Source organism: Nonomuraea sp. NPDC051941 (genome assembly GCF_044593615.1).
In genome coordinates this window covers 1-14318 of the sequence record NZ_JBIUCF010000108.1, presented here as the reverse complement: position 1 = coordinate 14318, position 14318 = coordinate 1, and the positions used below count along the sequence as shown (strand labels likewise).

The window sequence follows — 14318 nt, the reverse complement described above, 5'->3', positions numbered from 1 at the left end:
TGCTCTACCGCCACCACGCATGCGGCGAGATCAGCCGTACCGACCTGCGCTGCGCCCACTGCGGCCAGCCGATGCACGCCGGCGACGTCGACCTGCTACCAGGCCCAGGAGCGGCCACGTGATCGAGACCGGCTCCACAGCTGGCCGGGAGGCACATGCCCTCCCGTGCGACGAGGTAGAGCCCGCAACAGCACGAACACGTCCACGGAGACCAGCGGCGACGACAGAGGGAGCACCGCGGGACCGAGCCACCGCCTCGGTTCCGGCCCGCGGCGAAGTCCGATCAATGATCATGATTGCGCTCCTTCCGGTTGCCGAAAAGTCTCGCGGCTCCGCCGCTCGACCGGCAGATGCCGATGTGGACTGTCATCGGTGATGAACGCCATCGCGAGTTCGGTGATATTTGCATCTGTTCCCGGAGGCCCGCCGCCGCAAGGCGGCCCGGGAAAAGCCGCGCACTTACGGGTCGGCTGCAGGGCGACGGCGAGCGGGTACGGGTGGAGACCGGCCCCGGCGCCGGTGACGCCTGATCTGCGAAAAGGAAACGTTCTACGCCCTCGCGAAGGGGCAGGTCACCGTCGATGACGTGGTGGCTTCAGGACGACCTGTCGTGGAGCCGCTGGGCAGTTCTTCGAGCTGTTCCGCCTGCCCGACGGACATCGCACGACCGCTCTCTGAGCCCGTGCGGCGCCCGCGCAAAGGATTCCGCACTTCTCTAGAAACGGAAACCGTCATGGAACGCAATCTTCTGGTGATCGGGGCGACCGGGAAGACCGGTCGCCACACCGCCGAACTGCTGCTTCAGCGCGGCCACCACGTCCGCGCGCTCGTCCGCCGGGTCGATGAACGCTCCGAGAGGCTCGCCGGCCTCGGGGCGCAGATCGTGGAAGGCGACGTCCTCGACCTCAACTCCTTGGCGGAGGCGACGAAGGGGGTCGATGCCCTGTACTTCACCTACCCGATCCTTCCCGGCCTGATGGACGCCACGGCGAACGTGGCCCTGGCGGCGGAGGAGCACGGCGTACAGGCGATCGTGAACATGTCGCAAATCTCCGCCCGCCGCGACTCCGCCAGCAACGCGGCCCGCCAGCACTGGGTCGCGGAACGCGTGCTGGACCGCTTCCCGGTGGCCGTCACCCACATCCGTCCGACCTTCTTCGCCCAGTGGCTGATCGACACCTGGGCCGACGGGACCGGCGAACTGCGGCTGCCCTTCGCCGACGGACGCCATGCCCCGATCGCTGAAAGCGACCAGGCAAGGGTGATCGCGGCCATCCTGGAGGACCCCGCCCCGCACGCCGGCAAGATCTACCTGCTGTACGGGCCGGTGGAGCTCGACCACTACGAGATCGCCGAGAAGATGTCGCAGGCGCTCGGCCGTCAGGTCACCTACGTGCCCATCAGCCTCGACGAGTTCAGAACCATCCTCGAGAGCCGCGGCGCGTCGGAACACCTCATCCAGCACCTTCTCGCCGTCGCGGTCGACTACCGCAACGGCATCTTCGCCGGCACCAACGATGTCGTGAAGAAGATCGGCGGCACCGACCCCCTCGATGTCGAGAGCTTCGTCGCCCAGAACCGGGCGGCCTTCGACCTGCACACCGCCTGAAACCCAGGATCGTCCCGTGGGTTCGGCCTGGAAATCACGCGCGGAGCTCGCGGCAGGACATCAGGTGGTGGCATCCGCGAGCAGTTCCCCGATGGAGGTAACCGTCCGTGCCGTTGGATGTGACCGACCCCGAGAGCATCCAGGCGGCAGTCGAACGGTTCGGACGCATCGACGTCCTGGCCAACAACGCTGGCACCGGCCTGCTCGCCGCCGAGGAAGATTCCAACGAAGCCACGGTGCGCGCGCTGTGCTACCGCTACTGCGGCACCTGCGTTCCGGGCACGTCAGCTCCGTCGTGGGCTTCGCCACCGCGCCGGGCCGAGGCATCTACGCCGGCACCATGCGTGAAGCCGCCACGGAGCTCAACCACGGCTCGTCCAGCCCTCGGGCAGCCCCGCACGGAAGCGGCGCCCCGTGCCCTGGAGCTCGGTGAGGGCTGCGGCGGGGATCTTCGGCGATGTCGTCCAGGCGGGCATCCCTCACCGATCGTTGTGCGTAGTTCCCCGCGTTGCCGGGCCGGAGGCTGCAAGAGCCGTGGCGGGCCGAAAAGGCTGTGCGCCTGTCGGTCAGTAGCCGACGGTGAAGCGCCGCCCACGGTGCCTGGGCTGCTCGATCTCGTCGACGAGGGCGACCGCGTAGTCCTCCACGGTGATGGTGCTGTTGCCGTCGTCGTCGGTGATGAGGTCGTCCAGGGCGGTGCGGTAGCTGCCGGTGCGGGTGCCGGGCTCGATCATGGCCGCGGGGCTGATGTTGGTCCAGTCGACGTCGGTGACGGTCCGGTAGTAGTCGAGGGCGTCGCCGTGAGCGTGCATGATCTGCAGCAGGAAGTCGGGCAGGCCCGGGGCGTCCCACACCTGCTTGCCGTCGGGGGTGCGCAGGGACCCGGCGCCGCCGACGGTGATCAGGCGGGGTGCCTGCCCGCCGAGGGTCCGCAGTCCTTCGGTGAGGGCGACGGCGGCAGGCTTGATGGTGGCGATGTGGCCGGGGCCGTCACCGCCGCCGACAGCGCTGACGACGACGTCGCCGCCCTTCGCGGCGGCGGCGACCGACTGGACGTCGAGGACGTCGCCGGTGGTGACGGTCAGGTTCGCGTGGTGTTCGGTGACCTTGGCGGGGTCGCGGACGACGGCGGTGACGGTGTGGCCGCGGTCGAGGGCCTCGCGGACGATGGCGGAGCCGATGGTGCCGTTGGCGCCGAAGACAGCGATGTTCGTCATGGCAGTTTTTTCCTTTGTGATCTGTTGTGGTGGTTCGGGGGGGTGGTCAGGCGGAGGTGGGGGCCATGTGCCGGTCGAGGGCCTCGGTGAGCTGGAGGGCGCTGGAGATCGGCCCGCCGAGCCGGTGGATGCCGGTGGGGGTGTGCAGGAGCAGGGTCGGGTAGGCGTCGAGGCCGTGCCCGGCGGCGATGGACCGGTACACGTCGAGGTCGGAGAGGCTGTGGCCGTCGACGCACCAGGCGCGCTGGAGGGCGCTCGCCAGTTCCAGGACGCGTCCGGGAGCCTGGCGGCTCAACGCGACCAAGCCGACGGCGGCGTCGGTGGAGTCCAGCACCAGGGTCCCCTCGGCCACGGCGTGCTTGTAGCCCTCACCGAAGGTGACCCCGGTGGCGGCGGCGATGCGCCGGCTGGCGGCCGGGATGTGCGGGTACGCCGCCACAGGCAGGGCGCGCGGGCCCGAGAAGAGACCCCCGGACAACACCCGCAGATCGATACGGTCCGCGTTGCCGTCGGCGAACTGCCGCAGCGCCGGGCCCAAGCCGTAGCACCAGCCGCAGTAGGCGTCGAACGCGTACGTCAGACGGAAACGATCTGTCATTCGGGCCTCCTGACATTGGTAGAAGTCAGTCATCGATATCGGCCGGGAGCTGCGACGTCCTTGCTGCCGCATATGCTCTCGACTGAGTTCAAACATAGGAGCCGCGAAAGGTTCCGCCCAGGTACGGTGAGGTCTCGTCGTGGTGAAAAACGGACACGAAGCGATCCCGGAGATCCAGTACGTCCCGCCGGCGGCCGGCGCGGTCGGCGTCGAAGTGATGCCGATCGCCGAGCTGCGCCGCCGCCTGCATCGCCACGGCGGGACGGAAGGCGCCCGGGACGCCGAGGGAGCCGGCCGCGCACAGCGCCCGGACTTCCACCTGCTCCTCACGGTGGAACAGGGGCTGCTGTGGCACATGATCGACTTCGCCGACTACGCCGCCACCGACAGCACCTGGCTGTGGGTCCGCCCCGGCCAGGTACAGCGCTTCGGCGACCTCAGCGCGGCGACCGGCACTGTGGTGCTGTTCCAGCCCGACTTCCTCGACCCCGCCACCGCCGCCGACGTCCGCCTCGACGACCCCTTCGGACGTACCCTGTGGCAGATCACCGCAGAGGACGCCCCCGCCCTGCACCGGGCCCTCGACCACCTCGCCCACGAATACGGCACCACCCACATGCCGGCCCCCACCCGCTCCGCCATCCTCCAGCGACTGCTCGCCGTGCTCCTGCTGCGCCTGACCCACTTGACCGCACCCGTGGGCACCCTGCCCGCCGAGCACGCGGAGACCTTCCAGCGCTTCCGCGCCGCCGTCGAAACCGGCTTCACCCAGGCCCGCGACGTCGGACACTACGCACGCGCCCTCGGATACTCGCCGCGCACCTTGACCCGGGCCGCGCTCGCCGCGGCCGGCGTCGGCGCCAAGGAGTTCATCGACCGTCGCGTCGTGCTGGAGGCCAAACGCCTCCTTGCCCACGGCGAAGAACCCGTCGCGGGCATCGGGGCCCGCCTCGGCTTCCTCGACGCCAGCAACTTCGTCAAGTACTTCGTCCAGCGCACCGGCACCACACCGGCCACCTTCCGTAGCCGGTACCGCCCGGCCCGGGCCGCCCGCTGAAGCCGCCAGACATACCTTCAAGCGGTGCCGTCCATCAGGAACGAGGCGCGGTGCGCTCCCTGGGCGCGATCAATCACGCAGCGCACCGGGCAGGACGAGGATCGTCACCTGGTGTCATGACCCGATCCTGGCGATGCATGGCACTCGGGCCTCTTCTCGTTCTTGCTCCGCCCTCATACGTTCGGCGCATGAACGACATATTCGCCCTGCCCACGGGGCCGCTGGCCGATGCGAGCCTCGCCCTCGTACAGAAGACGGAGAGCGCGCCGATCGCCGACCACAGCATCCGCAGCTTCCTGTTCGCCCGCCTGCTGGCCGAGCAGGAAGGCTGCCTGAACGATGCGGCTTACGACGAGAACCTGCTCTTCGCCGCCTGCGTGATGCACGATCTGGGGCTGGGCACCCTCGCGGCCGGCCAGGCCCGGTTCGAAGTGGAAGGCGCCGATCTGGCGGCATCCGTGCTGACCGAGCACGGCATCGCCGCGGCGGACGTCGACCGGGTGTGGGAAGCGATTGCCCTGCACTCCTCCCTGGGCATTGCCGACCGGCGCGGACTGCTGACCTATCTGACGCACAAGGGCGTCTTCTCCGACGCCGGCGTCTTCACCGACCTCGGCGCCGCGATGCTCCAGCAGGTCTACGCCACATACCCCCGGCCCGCCGACGACCGCTCTGTCTCGGACGCGATCGTCGAGCATGCCTCCCGATCCCGGGCCGCGGCACCGCCGTACTCGATCGCAGCCGCGTTGCTGCGCCAGCGGCAGGCCGGAGAGTGACCTCTGACAGTCATCAACCTCGCGGGGCAGCAGCGGCCGGTTCTTCATCAGCCGCCGCGACAGCGCACCGCGGCGAGCACCCGCCGCCCGACCGGGGCCGCGCCCACGGTCGGCTTCTCCCGCTCGACCGGCTCAACGACGTGCTGCGTCGAGGTGGAATTCCGATGTTCGTACGGTGCATCGTTTGTCGTACAGCGTATCGATTCCTTCACCCGGTGGTGTGAATGGGTTCCCTCGTACGAGGGAGGCGCGCCATCGGCCCTTGACGGGAGCCTTGCGGTGTCACGGATGTTCGACGTCGGGAGGGCGTGTGGCTGCTTCGATGCGGGTTCGGAGGGCGGTCTATCTGCTGTTGTGCGGGCTCCTGCCGTGGGCGGGGGTGAAGACGGTGTGGACGCTTGGCGGTGATGCCCTTGGAGTGAGCGGGGAGGCCTGGCTGCGGGGGGTCGAGAGCGATGGGGATGCCGTCTATCAGGCGCTGGCGGCTGTTGGCATTGACCTGACGGTGCTGGCGGCGCTGCTTGGCATGTTTCTCGCTCTTGGGCTGGTGCATCGGTGGGGAATGGTCTTTCCGAGGTGGACCCTGTTTCTCGCCGGGCGGCGGGTGCCCGCCTTCCTGCCCCTGGTCCCGGCCTGGGGGGTGGGGCTGTGCCTCGGCGTGTACGGGGTTGTACTGCTGGTCATGGCGCCGCTCAGCGTCGTCGGGGTGATTCCGCGGTTCGCCCCACTGGCACCCTTCACCAGCAGCGGGGACGTGACGTGGATGATCTTGTTTGGCGGGCTGGCCTTCGGAGGGCTCGGGGGTGCTCTCGTCGTGGGAGCGTGGTCCTACGGACGGCGCGTGTCTGCGGCGAAGCGGGCCGCCGTGGGACCGGACGTGCCCTGAGGCCGCCCCGCCGCAGCTCCCGTCCTGGTCCGCCGTGCCACGCCCGGCAAAGACGCCCCCGCTGTCCGGCGTACGCCCATGGAGCGGCTGCCGCTGATCGGCGGCGGGTCGAGTTCCGTCGCAGGAGTCGGCGGTGCAGAGCCGGTCCTGCTCGGCGTCGTGATGGTCATCACCGTCGCCAGCCAGCGGGGTAGGAAGCGGCGAGCGGCGGGGAATGCCACGAGCAGGTCGTGGCCATCCGCGGAGACTTGGCCGAGGCTTTCCCCCAGCATTGTCCTGGTCCAGGACTGTTTCACTACTTTGGGGGTGTGGGCAGCTATTTGTCGAGATTGCGCCCGCGGTCGATTCGCGGGCGGCTCACGATCTTGAGCGTCGTCTGCACGCTGCTGGTCCTCATACCCATTGCCCTGATGATGAGCAAGATGATCTCAGAGGCGATCGCCGATGTGGCATGGCAGGACACGCAGCAACAGGCGGTGCTGGCGGCGGCCGCCGTACGCGCGGGTGTCCTGCCTCGCACGGTCAAGCCGTCGGTGCCCGGGGTGGATCTGTTGCAGGTCGTGAGTCCCAGCGGGCATGTGCTCGCGGCGTCCCCGTCGGCCGGCGGCGAGCCGATGGCGAAGCTGGTGCCCTCTTCCGGCGGTTCGCTGGAGAACAGCCAGACCTGCGCCAACCCCGCGTCAGGCTGCCTGCGCATCACCGCGCTCCGGGTGGACGGGCCCGGGTCCCCGATCGTCTACGCCGCCCGGCGCACCACGACGCTGACGTCCACCACGTTCGTCGACTCCATCGTGGCGGCGCAGGCCGCCATCCTGGTCGCCGGCGTCGGGTGGATCGCATGGGAGGTCACCGGGCGCATCCTGCGACCCGTGGAGGCCGTCCGGTCCCAGCTCGCCACGATCACCCTCAACCATCTGAGCGATCGCATCACCGAGCCGAAAGGCGACGACGAGATCGCCAAGCTGATCCATACGCTCAATCAGACGCTGCTGCGGCTGGAGCGGGCCACCTACGAACAGCGGCGGTTCGTGGCCGACGCCTCGCACGAGCTGCGCACCCCGCTGGCCGGGCTGCGCGTCAAGCTGGAGGAGGCCCAGATACATCCGCAGGGCCGGGACGTGGATGGGCTGCTCACCGAGACCTTGGACGACGTCGACCGGCTGCAGGCGATCATGGGGGATCTGCTCATGCTCGCCGGGCTCGGATCCAGCACATCCGCGGCGCGCGAGAGGGTGGACCTGGGGGACCTGACCCGTACGGAACTGGGCCGGCGCGCCGATCGGATCCCGGTCCGGGCGAGCCTGGCGGAAGGTGTCACGGTGCAGGGGGTGTCCAGCCAGCTCACCCGCGTGCTGACGAACCTGCTGGACAACGCCCAGCGGCATGCCCGCGAAAAGATCGAGGTCGAGGTGCACCGCGATGGAGGGCAGGCGATCATGGCGGTCGGCGACGACGGCCCGGGCATCCCCGAGGAAGATCGCGAGCGGGTCTTCGAACGGTTCACCCGGCTGGACACGGCCCGCAGCCGCGGACATGGCGGCACCGGTCTGGGCCTGGCGATCGCCTCCGACGTCGTACGCTCCCATTCGGGGACCATCGCCGTCCTGGACTCCGCCTACGGCGGAGCCTGCTTCGAGGTGCGCCTTCCCCTTGCGCCTTAAGCCAGTCCCCCCAGCGCCGACATCGGTTCCGCCACCGATGCGACATGCCTTCAACGCCGGCCAACGTGCCGGACGTTCCACACAAGATCATCATGCTCTGACCTGCGGGAAGAGGCCAAGAACCCAAGATAACATCGGAAGCCCACCCACTCGATGGCGCCGCCCTTGGAGCGGACGGGGGCGCGCCGGGGCTCCAGGTCGAGGTCCTCGACGTTCAGGGCGAGGACCTCGACGGCCCGGGCGGCGGTTTCGTAGAGCATCCGCCACAACGTCCTCTCGCGCAGCGGGATGTCGCGGCGGGACAGCAGCCGGTGGATGGTGGTCTTGGCGACCGCGCGGGTCTCGTCGGCGTTCTCCTTGCGGCGCGGTTGCGGTTCCAGGTCGCCGGCGCGCTCGCGCCCCACAGCTCGGTGAGCGTGGCACCGATCTCGGCGTCCGTCACCTCGGCGAGCGGCCGGTCGCGGCCGAGCCAGGCGATGACGCGGTCGATGGCCGAGGCGTAGGCGCGGTGGGTGTTGGGGTTGGCCGTGCGCGGGGCGGCCAGGAAGGCATCTCACCCAGCAAGACCACAACGGCCCCCGCCAGAAGATGCGCCCTGGTGGGTCCCGGGTTGTGGGCGACGGGGTCACATCGTCCCGATGACGAGGTTCTTGCGGGCGGCTTCGACGACCTCCTTGGTGACCGTGGACATGTGGTTGATCTCGAGGACGCGCTGGATCTGAGCTTGAACGTAGGACCTCAGTGCGCCGTAGGAGAGTGCAGCGTCGTGTTCGTCCGTGAGTCACTCCCAGATGTGCTTCGGGCCGTGTCCGGCGTCGATCATGGAATCGATGAGGTGTTGGACGGGATCGATCATTGAGGGACGGCGCGGCAGTGGTTTGCAGGGACGGGGTTCGGGGTTGTGAGCTTGCATGTATGGCGAGACGTCCTCTGAGCGGCGCTCCGAAAGGTGGTCATGAAGAGGGCTTATGAGGCCGGTAAAGGTCAGCACACGGGATCGGGCGCCATGGACACGTCGTAGGCCCGCCACTCCCGTTCCGTCAGATCCCGCCCCACCGCCCGGCACAACGCCGCCACCGCCGCGTCCGTGTCGAAGGTCCATCGGATGATCCGACCGTCGTCCGCGCCCGCGATCAGCGAGTCGTCGGCGAGGAACGCCAGCGACCTGATCGCGGACTGGTGACCTGAGAGGATCTCCGTGCGCCTTCGGCTCGCGACGTCCCACACCTGGACAGTCTGGTCCTCGCTCGCGGCGGCCAGGCGGCGCCCGTCCGGGCTGAAGCCGACCGCGGAGACTGGCCTGCTGTGCCCGCTCAGCGTCGCGACGGGCGCGCCTTCGGGCAGGGACCAGAGTTTGACGGTGCGATCGGCCCCGGCCGTGGCGGCGAGCCTGCCGTCCGGGCTGATCGCCACGTCCTGCACCGCGCCTTGCCCCGTCTCGATCACCTGGTGGTCCCTGCCCGTGGCCAGGTCGCGGACGATGAGCCTGCCGTTCGGGCACCCGAACACCAGCAGCCGCCCGCCGGGGATGAAGGCGACCGCCGAGACCGTGTCAAGCAGTGACCCCTCCGCGGCCGGGACCTCGGCGCCTCGATCCCACACGAACTGCCGCACGGCCGTCGCCGCGACCCGGTCGCCGGTCGCGTCCAGCGCCACGTCGGTGGCGGCGCCCATGCCGGCGAAGCGGATCACCGGACCGTGCCGCCGCAGGGTGGCGGCGTCCCACAGGGTGATGGTGTGATCGCGGGTCAGCGCAGCCAGCAGACGGCCATTCCCGCTGAGCGCCAGGGCCAGCACCTGGTCCCCGTGACCGGTCAGTACGGTCGCCCGCCGCCCGCCGGGATCCCACAGCCGCACGGAGCGGTCGTCCCCGGCCGAGGCGACCGTCCGCCCGTCGGCCGCCAGGTCGTTCACGGGGGAGGTGTGCCCGGCGAACGGCGGCAGGACCGGGCTGCGCAGTGTGATGTACCTGCCGAAACCGGCGGAGACCAAGGTGGTGCCGTCCTCGGACAACGCGATCGCCGCGGTCTCGGTGAGGCCTCTATCCTGGTAGCTGACCAGTGGTTCGCGGCGGGCGATGTCCCAGACAGTGACGGCCCCGTTCTCGTCTGCCACGGCGATCCTGCCCCGTACGGGGGCGGAGATGCTCCAGGCGTAGGTCGGCCGGCCGGGCAGGCGCCAGGTCATCGTGGGCTTGGCGGGTTCGTCCAGGTCCCAGAGCAGGACGCCTTTGCGGTCGGACGTCGTGGCCAGCGTCCTGCCCGTCATGGCGAACGTCAGCTCGTGCACCTCCTCGGCATCGAGCTCGGCCTGTGGAGTGACCGTCGCCGCGTCCCACACCACCGGCCTCCCGCTGGTGAGGCCCACCGACACCAGCAGCCGCCCGTCGGGGCTATAGGCGAGGGCGCGGATCGGCTCCGCCCGCCCATGGCGCGGGTGCGCGGCCCACGTGTCGTGTGCCCAGTCCCACAGCGCGATCTCCCCGTTCCCGGTGCCGACCGCGACCGTCGTACCGTCATGGCTCAGGTCGATCGCGAGCGGGGCGACAGTGAACGCCCGCTCGGCCAGCTTGCGGCGGGACGGCACGTCCCAAACGGTGACCAGCCCGCCGCCAGAGGTGAGGGCGGCGATGGCGAGCCGTCGCGCGTCGTCGCTGAAGGCCACGCGGAAGGCGTAGTGGCCGGGTCCGGCGAGCGTGCCCACCCGGGTACGCGTCTGTGGCGACCACAGGCTGACGTCCCCGCCGTCCTGCGCTGCGGCGAGCAGCTTGCCGTCCCGGCTGAGGTCCAGCCCGTAGGTGCCCCTTTCGCCGGTGTCGAGCTGGGTCCTGCGCGGTACGGCGGCGGCGCTGAGCAGGCTGCCCCTGCTTTCGGCGTCGGGGTGGAGGCGGAAGGCGGCGATCGCCAGCAGCGCGGCCAGATCGGGATCGGTGGAGGACAGCAGCCGCGACTCTCCCGTCAGGTGCCGGGCCAGTGTGATGGCCTGTTGCTCGCGGGCCTCGATGCCGCGCCGCACGGCCGTCACGCCGCCGAGCAGCGCCAGGACCAGTAGCATCGCCATCGCGAGGAGTAGCCGGCGCAGCAGGCGGATCCGGCTCCGCGTGGTCCGCTCCTCGGCCTGCCGCAGCTCGTGGCCGGCCCGCAGGAACGCCTGCTCCAGCAGATTCGGCTCCCGGGGGTGGCGATCGGCCCACGCCGCAGCGGCCTCCAGCTGGGCTCCGCGATACAGGGCGCCCTGGTCTCGATCCAGCGAGTCCCAGACGAGGGCGGCCTCGGTCAGCCGCCGGTGCACCACCAGGTCGGCCCGGTCGTCGGTGAGCCAGCGGTGCAGGCGGGGCCAGGCCCGGATCAGCGCCTCGTGGGCGAGCTCCACCGTGTCGCCGTCCACGACCACGAGCCGGGCGGCGACCAGGCTGCGCAGCACGGTGGTGGTCAGCGGGGCGTCGGCCACGCCGTCCAGCTCGGAGCGGGCGATGGGCCTGCGGGTGTCCTCCGTGCCCTCGCCGAGCGCGCACAGCCGCAGCAACACGGCCCGGCACGTCTGCCGCTCGCTCGGGGTGAAGGCGTCGTAGGTCTCCTCGGCGCTCTGGGCGATCGCGCCGCGCACGCCGCCGGTGCCGCGGTAGGCGTCCAGGGTCAGCGCGGAGCCCGTACGGTGCCGCCACGTCTCACGAAGCGCGTGCGAGATCAGCGGCAACGCGCCCGGCTCGGCCGCCGCCTCGACCAGCACCGTGGCGAGGAGGTCGGCGTCCACGCTCAGCCCCGCGCCCGCGGCGGGCATGACGATGACCTCCCGCAACTCGTCCTCGGACATCGGCCCGACCAGGACCTGGCCGTCGTGCGCCAGAGCCTCGACCAGCCCGGGGTACTGCGTGAGATGCGGCAGGAAGTCGGCGCGCACGCCCAGCACCAGCGTCGCCCGTCGCTCCGGGCCGTGCGCAGCGTCGACCAGCGCCTCGATGAAGCGGGCCCGCTCGTCCTCTCGCGCGCACAGCGTGAACACCTCCTCGAACTGGTCGACGACCAGCAGGACCCGTATGTCGTCGGGCCCGGTGGCCAGCGCGTTGCGTACCGCCACGTCGAGGGCGCACGGGTCCTCGCCGAGCCCCGTCGGCGTGTCCGCACCGGCCAGCTTGGCCACTTGCCGCGCCAGGGCCTCCATGGGCTCCGCGGTGGGCGTCATCAGAACCACTCGCCATCGCGCCGACAGCCGCGGCTCCCGCGTGATCCGTCCCACCACTCCCGCCCGCAGAAGGGAGGACTTGCCGCTGCCCGAGGCGCCGAAGACCGCGACCACCGGCCGGCGTACCGCCCTGTCCAGCACGTCGCCGACGAGGCGGGAGCGGCCGAAGAACAGCTCCGCCTGCTCCGGCTGGAACGCCACCAACCCCGGATACGGGGAGATCTCGCCGTCCGCGGGGTCGTCGAGCACCTCGGAGGCAGCCGACTCGCATGCCGTAGCCGTCCACCGTGCCTCCCACTCGGCCCGATCGCCGCCGCAGGCGGTGGCGTATGCCAGCGTCACCGCCAGGGAAGGAAGCCGCTCTCCCTTGGCCGCCTCCGCCAAGGTGCTGGCCGAGAAATGAGCCTGTTGCGACAACCGGCGATAGCTGGGCCTACCCGCCTGCTCCCGTAATCGCCGCAGCTCCCACGCCAGCGACTGCACCGGGCCGTCCTGGGGGTTCAAAGGTCGTTCAGGCCTTCCCATGACCACATTGTCCGGGGTTGTTTGTCCTGCCGCGCAGACCATGCCGGACAAACCTTCCACGGCCTAGACCAGAGGGTGCGGGCAGCCAGGGACGGCGGCGGGCGCCTCCGCGTCTCCCACCCTCTGACCTGCGCTCTCACCCACGACGAAGGGAGATGAACGTGCACGAATTGGTGAAGGCAGGTGTCCGGGCCATGGCCGCGGCCGTGGTTGACCGCCCCAAGAACCTTGATGAAGGGAGCACGATGGCGATTTTCCGAAGTCGGCGTCTGGCCGCCATAGCGGGCAGCGCAGGCGTGGCACTCCTGGTGATCAGCTCACCTGCGAGCGCACACTACTCCACCTACAACGTACGCGCCTGCGGGCCCGTCTCCATCCAGGAATGCGGCTACGGCTGGGTGTCATCGGACCACCGCCAGGCAGGGGCCTGTGACTCCTACCCCGACAGCTACGGCTTCTACCTGGTCTTCGAGAAGCACGACGGTCAGACAGGCATCGTTCGGGATCCCAATGGTTCGGCGTCGGGGTGCGGCCTGGGGCCGCCCGGACTGGCCACTCCCGCGATCGCCCGGTACTACGTGTGCTCGGATCGAGGCAGTTCGGCCCACATATGCCGGCCCTGGAAAACGAGCTGAACAGCACCTCTTGATCTGAACGTTCGACTGGGACGAATGAGTCCAAGGGGTGTGGTCACGTTTAGTGGTCGTAGGAGGTCAGCGATCGCTTGATTGGCTGGCCGGTCTTGTCGTTGTGCCAGATGGCCGCGGTCAACGCGAGCACCCGCGCCAGTACGCGCACGATGACACCAGCATGAGTACGGCCGCCGTGGCGTTCCAGGTCAAGTGGCCTTTAAAGGTCTGGTTGATCGACTCGGTGGTCTGGCGCAGGGGCCGGAACAGACGTGCTCCGGCCCGTTCGGGTTCGCCCTTGCGGGCCGGGCACAGCAAGGTCAGATCACGTACCGCTACACCTTGCTCGAATGCGCGACCGTAGTAGTTATTATCTCCGATGATCGTCTGGCCCGGATGATCGGCCACCACGTCGCGCGCATCGTCGAGCATCCCGAGCAGGGTCTCGCGCTCGTCGGCCTTGGCCCCGGTGAGCGCAAAGACTCGGCGGCAGCCGCGTCATGGAGCCGGCGCGGACGCCGCTCGGCCGGATCGCGGTGTTCGCCCCGGCGCCCGGCGGCCGAGCTGTCGGGAGCGCGGGCGACGGTCTCCATTACGGGGTAGTTGACCAGCAAGAACGCGTACTGTGACGGAGCCGGCGCAGGGGTTGGCATGGATTACGAGCAGTTCTTCAAGATCGTGGAGCAGCAGATCGGCGGGAGGAGCCAGGCCGTGGAACGGGTTGTGCAGGCCACGCTCCGAACCCTCGCCGAGCGGCCGAACGCGAGGGTGTGGACCTCGACACAGCAGACCGGCACGCCCGTGCGGTCTTCTGGGCGATCGGGCAGGCCGCGAGCCCCGACGAGATCGCCGACGCCCGCATCCTGCTCGGCGCCGGACAAACCCGAACCGCCGTCGCCGCCAAGCTGCGCGTCTCCCGATGGACACTCAGCCGCGCCCTCGACACCGCGTCCCGCTGACGGCCGCCACCGGGTGCCAACGCTTGACCGCAGCGGACAGCCCCAGCCCCATGCGCGGATCGCAGAAGAGGACGGTCTAGTTGTCGCCTCGGTGTCCGTCGCGGACCACCGCCAACCCGCCGACCCGGGTCGTGATGCCCGCCGGCCCGCGTCGGGCCGAAGCGAGCACGCTGGCCGGTCGACCGAGGGTGTCACCCTGCTCCACCTCGATCGCGACCG

At 70.0% G+C, this 14318-nt stretch carries 12 protein-coding genes; 7 read left to right on the top strand and 5 right to left on the bottom strand.

Annotated elements, in window-relative coordinates:
* Positions 1 to 610: 610 nt before the first annotated feature.
* The gene (locus ACIHFD_RS66900; RefSeq protein WP_397375805.1) at positions 611 to 1609 is read left to right on the top strand and encodes an NmrA family NAD(P)-binding protein; all 999 of its coding nucleotides are present in this window, start codon (positions 611 to 613) and stop codon (positions 1607 to 1609) included.
* 566 nt (positions 1610 to 2175) lie between these two features.
* Here the strand turns inward: ACIHFD_RS66900 and ACIHFD_RS66895 are convergent.
* Both ACIHFD_RS66895 and ACIHFD_RS66890 read right to left on the bottom strand, forming a co-directional pair.
* A complete protein-coding gene (locus ACIHFD_RS66895) occupies positions 2176 to 2826 on the bottom strand; it encodes an NAD(P)H-binding protein (protein ID WP_350741353.1) in 651 nt (216 codons plus the stop codon).
* Between the two features lie 46 nt (positions 2827 to 2872).
* Complete coding sequence (locus ACIHFD_RS66890; protein ID WP_397375804.1) at positions 2873 to 3424, bottom strand: DsbA family protein; 552 nt, start codon at positions 3422 to 3424, stop codon at positions 2873 to 2875.
* A gap of 139 nt (positions 3425 to 3563) precedes the next feature.
* On the opposite strand from ACIHFD_RS66890, the gene ACIHFD_RS66885 reads away from it, so the two are divergent.
* The 4 genes from ACIHFD_RS66885 to ACIHFD_RS66870 all read left to right on the top strand — a co-directional run bounded on the left by ACIHFD_RS66885 (position 3564) and on the right by ACIHFD_RS66870 (position 7804).
* Entirely contained in the window at positions 3564 to 4481 is a 918-nt protein-coding gene (locus tag ACIHFD_RS66885) for a helix-turn-helix domain-containing protein (protein ID WP_397375803.1), read from the top strand.
* A gap of 188 nt (positions 4482 to 4669) precedes the next feature.
* Positions 4670 to 5257 (top strand): HD domain-containing protein, encoded by a 588-nt coding sequence (locus ACIHFD_RS66880; RefSeq protein ID WP_397375802.1) that lies wholly within the window; start codon positions 4670 to 4672, stop codon positions 5255 to 5257.
* 310 nt (positions 5258 to 5567) lie between these two features.
* The gene (locus ACIHFD_RS66875; protein WP_397375801.1) at positions 5568 to 6143 is read left to right on the top strand and encodes a hypothetical protein; all 576 of its coding nucleotides are present in this window, start codon (positions 5568 to 5570) and stop codon (positions 6141 to 6143) included.
* A gap of 422 nt (positions 6144 to 6565) precedes the next feature.
* Positions 6566 to 7804: a sensor histidine kinase gene (locus ACIHFD_RS66870; RefSeq protein WP_397375800.1), complete on the top strand. Its 1239-nt coding sequence runs from the start codon at positions 6566 to 6568 to the stop codon at positions 7802 to 7804.
* A gap of 50 nt (positions 7805 to 7854) precedes the next feature.
* Here the strand turns inward: ACIHFD_RS66870 and ACIHFD_RS66865 are convergent, their stop codons facing one another.
* Together ACIHFD_RS66865 and ACIHFD_RS66860 are read right to left on the bottom strand one after the other, a co-directional pair.
* Entirely contained in the window at positions 7855 to 8208 is a 354-nt protein-coding gene (locus ACIHFD_RS66865) for a hypothetical protein (RefSeq protein ID WP_397375799.1), read from the bottom strand.
* A gap of 580 nt (positions 8209 to 8788) precedes the next feature.
* Positions 8789 to 12511: a helix-turn-helix domain-containing protein gene (locus tag ACIHFD_RS66860; protein WP_397375798.1), complete on the bottom strand. Its 3723-nt coding sequence runs from the start codon at positions 12509 to 12511 to the stop codon at positions 8789 to 8791.
* 161 nt (positions 12512 to 12672) lie between these two features.
* Between ACIHFD_RS66860 and ACIHFD_RS66855 the strand changes: the two genes are divergently transcribed.
* Positions 12673 to 13146 carry a hypothetical protein gene (locus tag ACIHFD_RS66855; protein WP_397375797.1) on the top strand — a complete coding sequence of 158 codons (474 nt, stop codon included), beginning with the start codon at positions 12673 to 12675 and terminating at the stop codon, positions 13144 to 13146.
* 132 nt (positions 13147 to 13278) lie between these two features.
* Here ACIHFD_RS66855 and ACIHFD_RS66850 read toward each other — a convergent pair whose 3' ends face one another.
* Entirely contained in the window at positions 13279 to 13572 is a 294-nt protein-coding gene (locus ACIHFD_RS66850) for a hypothetical protein (protein WP_397375796.1), read from the bottom strand.
* Between the two features lie 338 nt (positions 13573 to 13910).
* On the opposite strand from ACIHFD_RS66850, the gene ACIHFD_RS66845 reads away from it, so the two are divergent.
* Positions 13911 to 14099 carry a hypothetical protein gene (locus ACIHFD_RS66845; protein WP_397375795.1) on the top strand — a complete coding sequence of 63 codons (189 nt, stop codon included), beginning with the start codon at positions 13911 to 13913 and terminating at the stop codon, positions 14097 to 14099.
* Positions 14100 to 14318 lie beyond the last annotated feature (219 nt).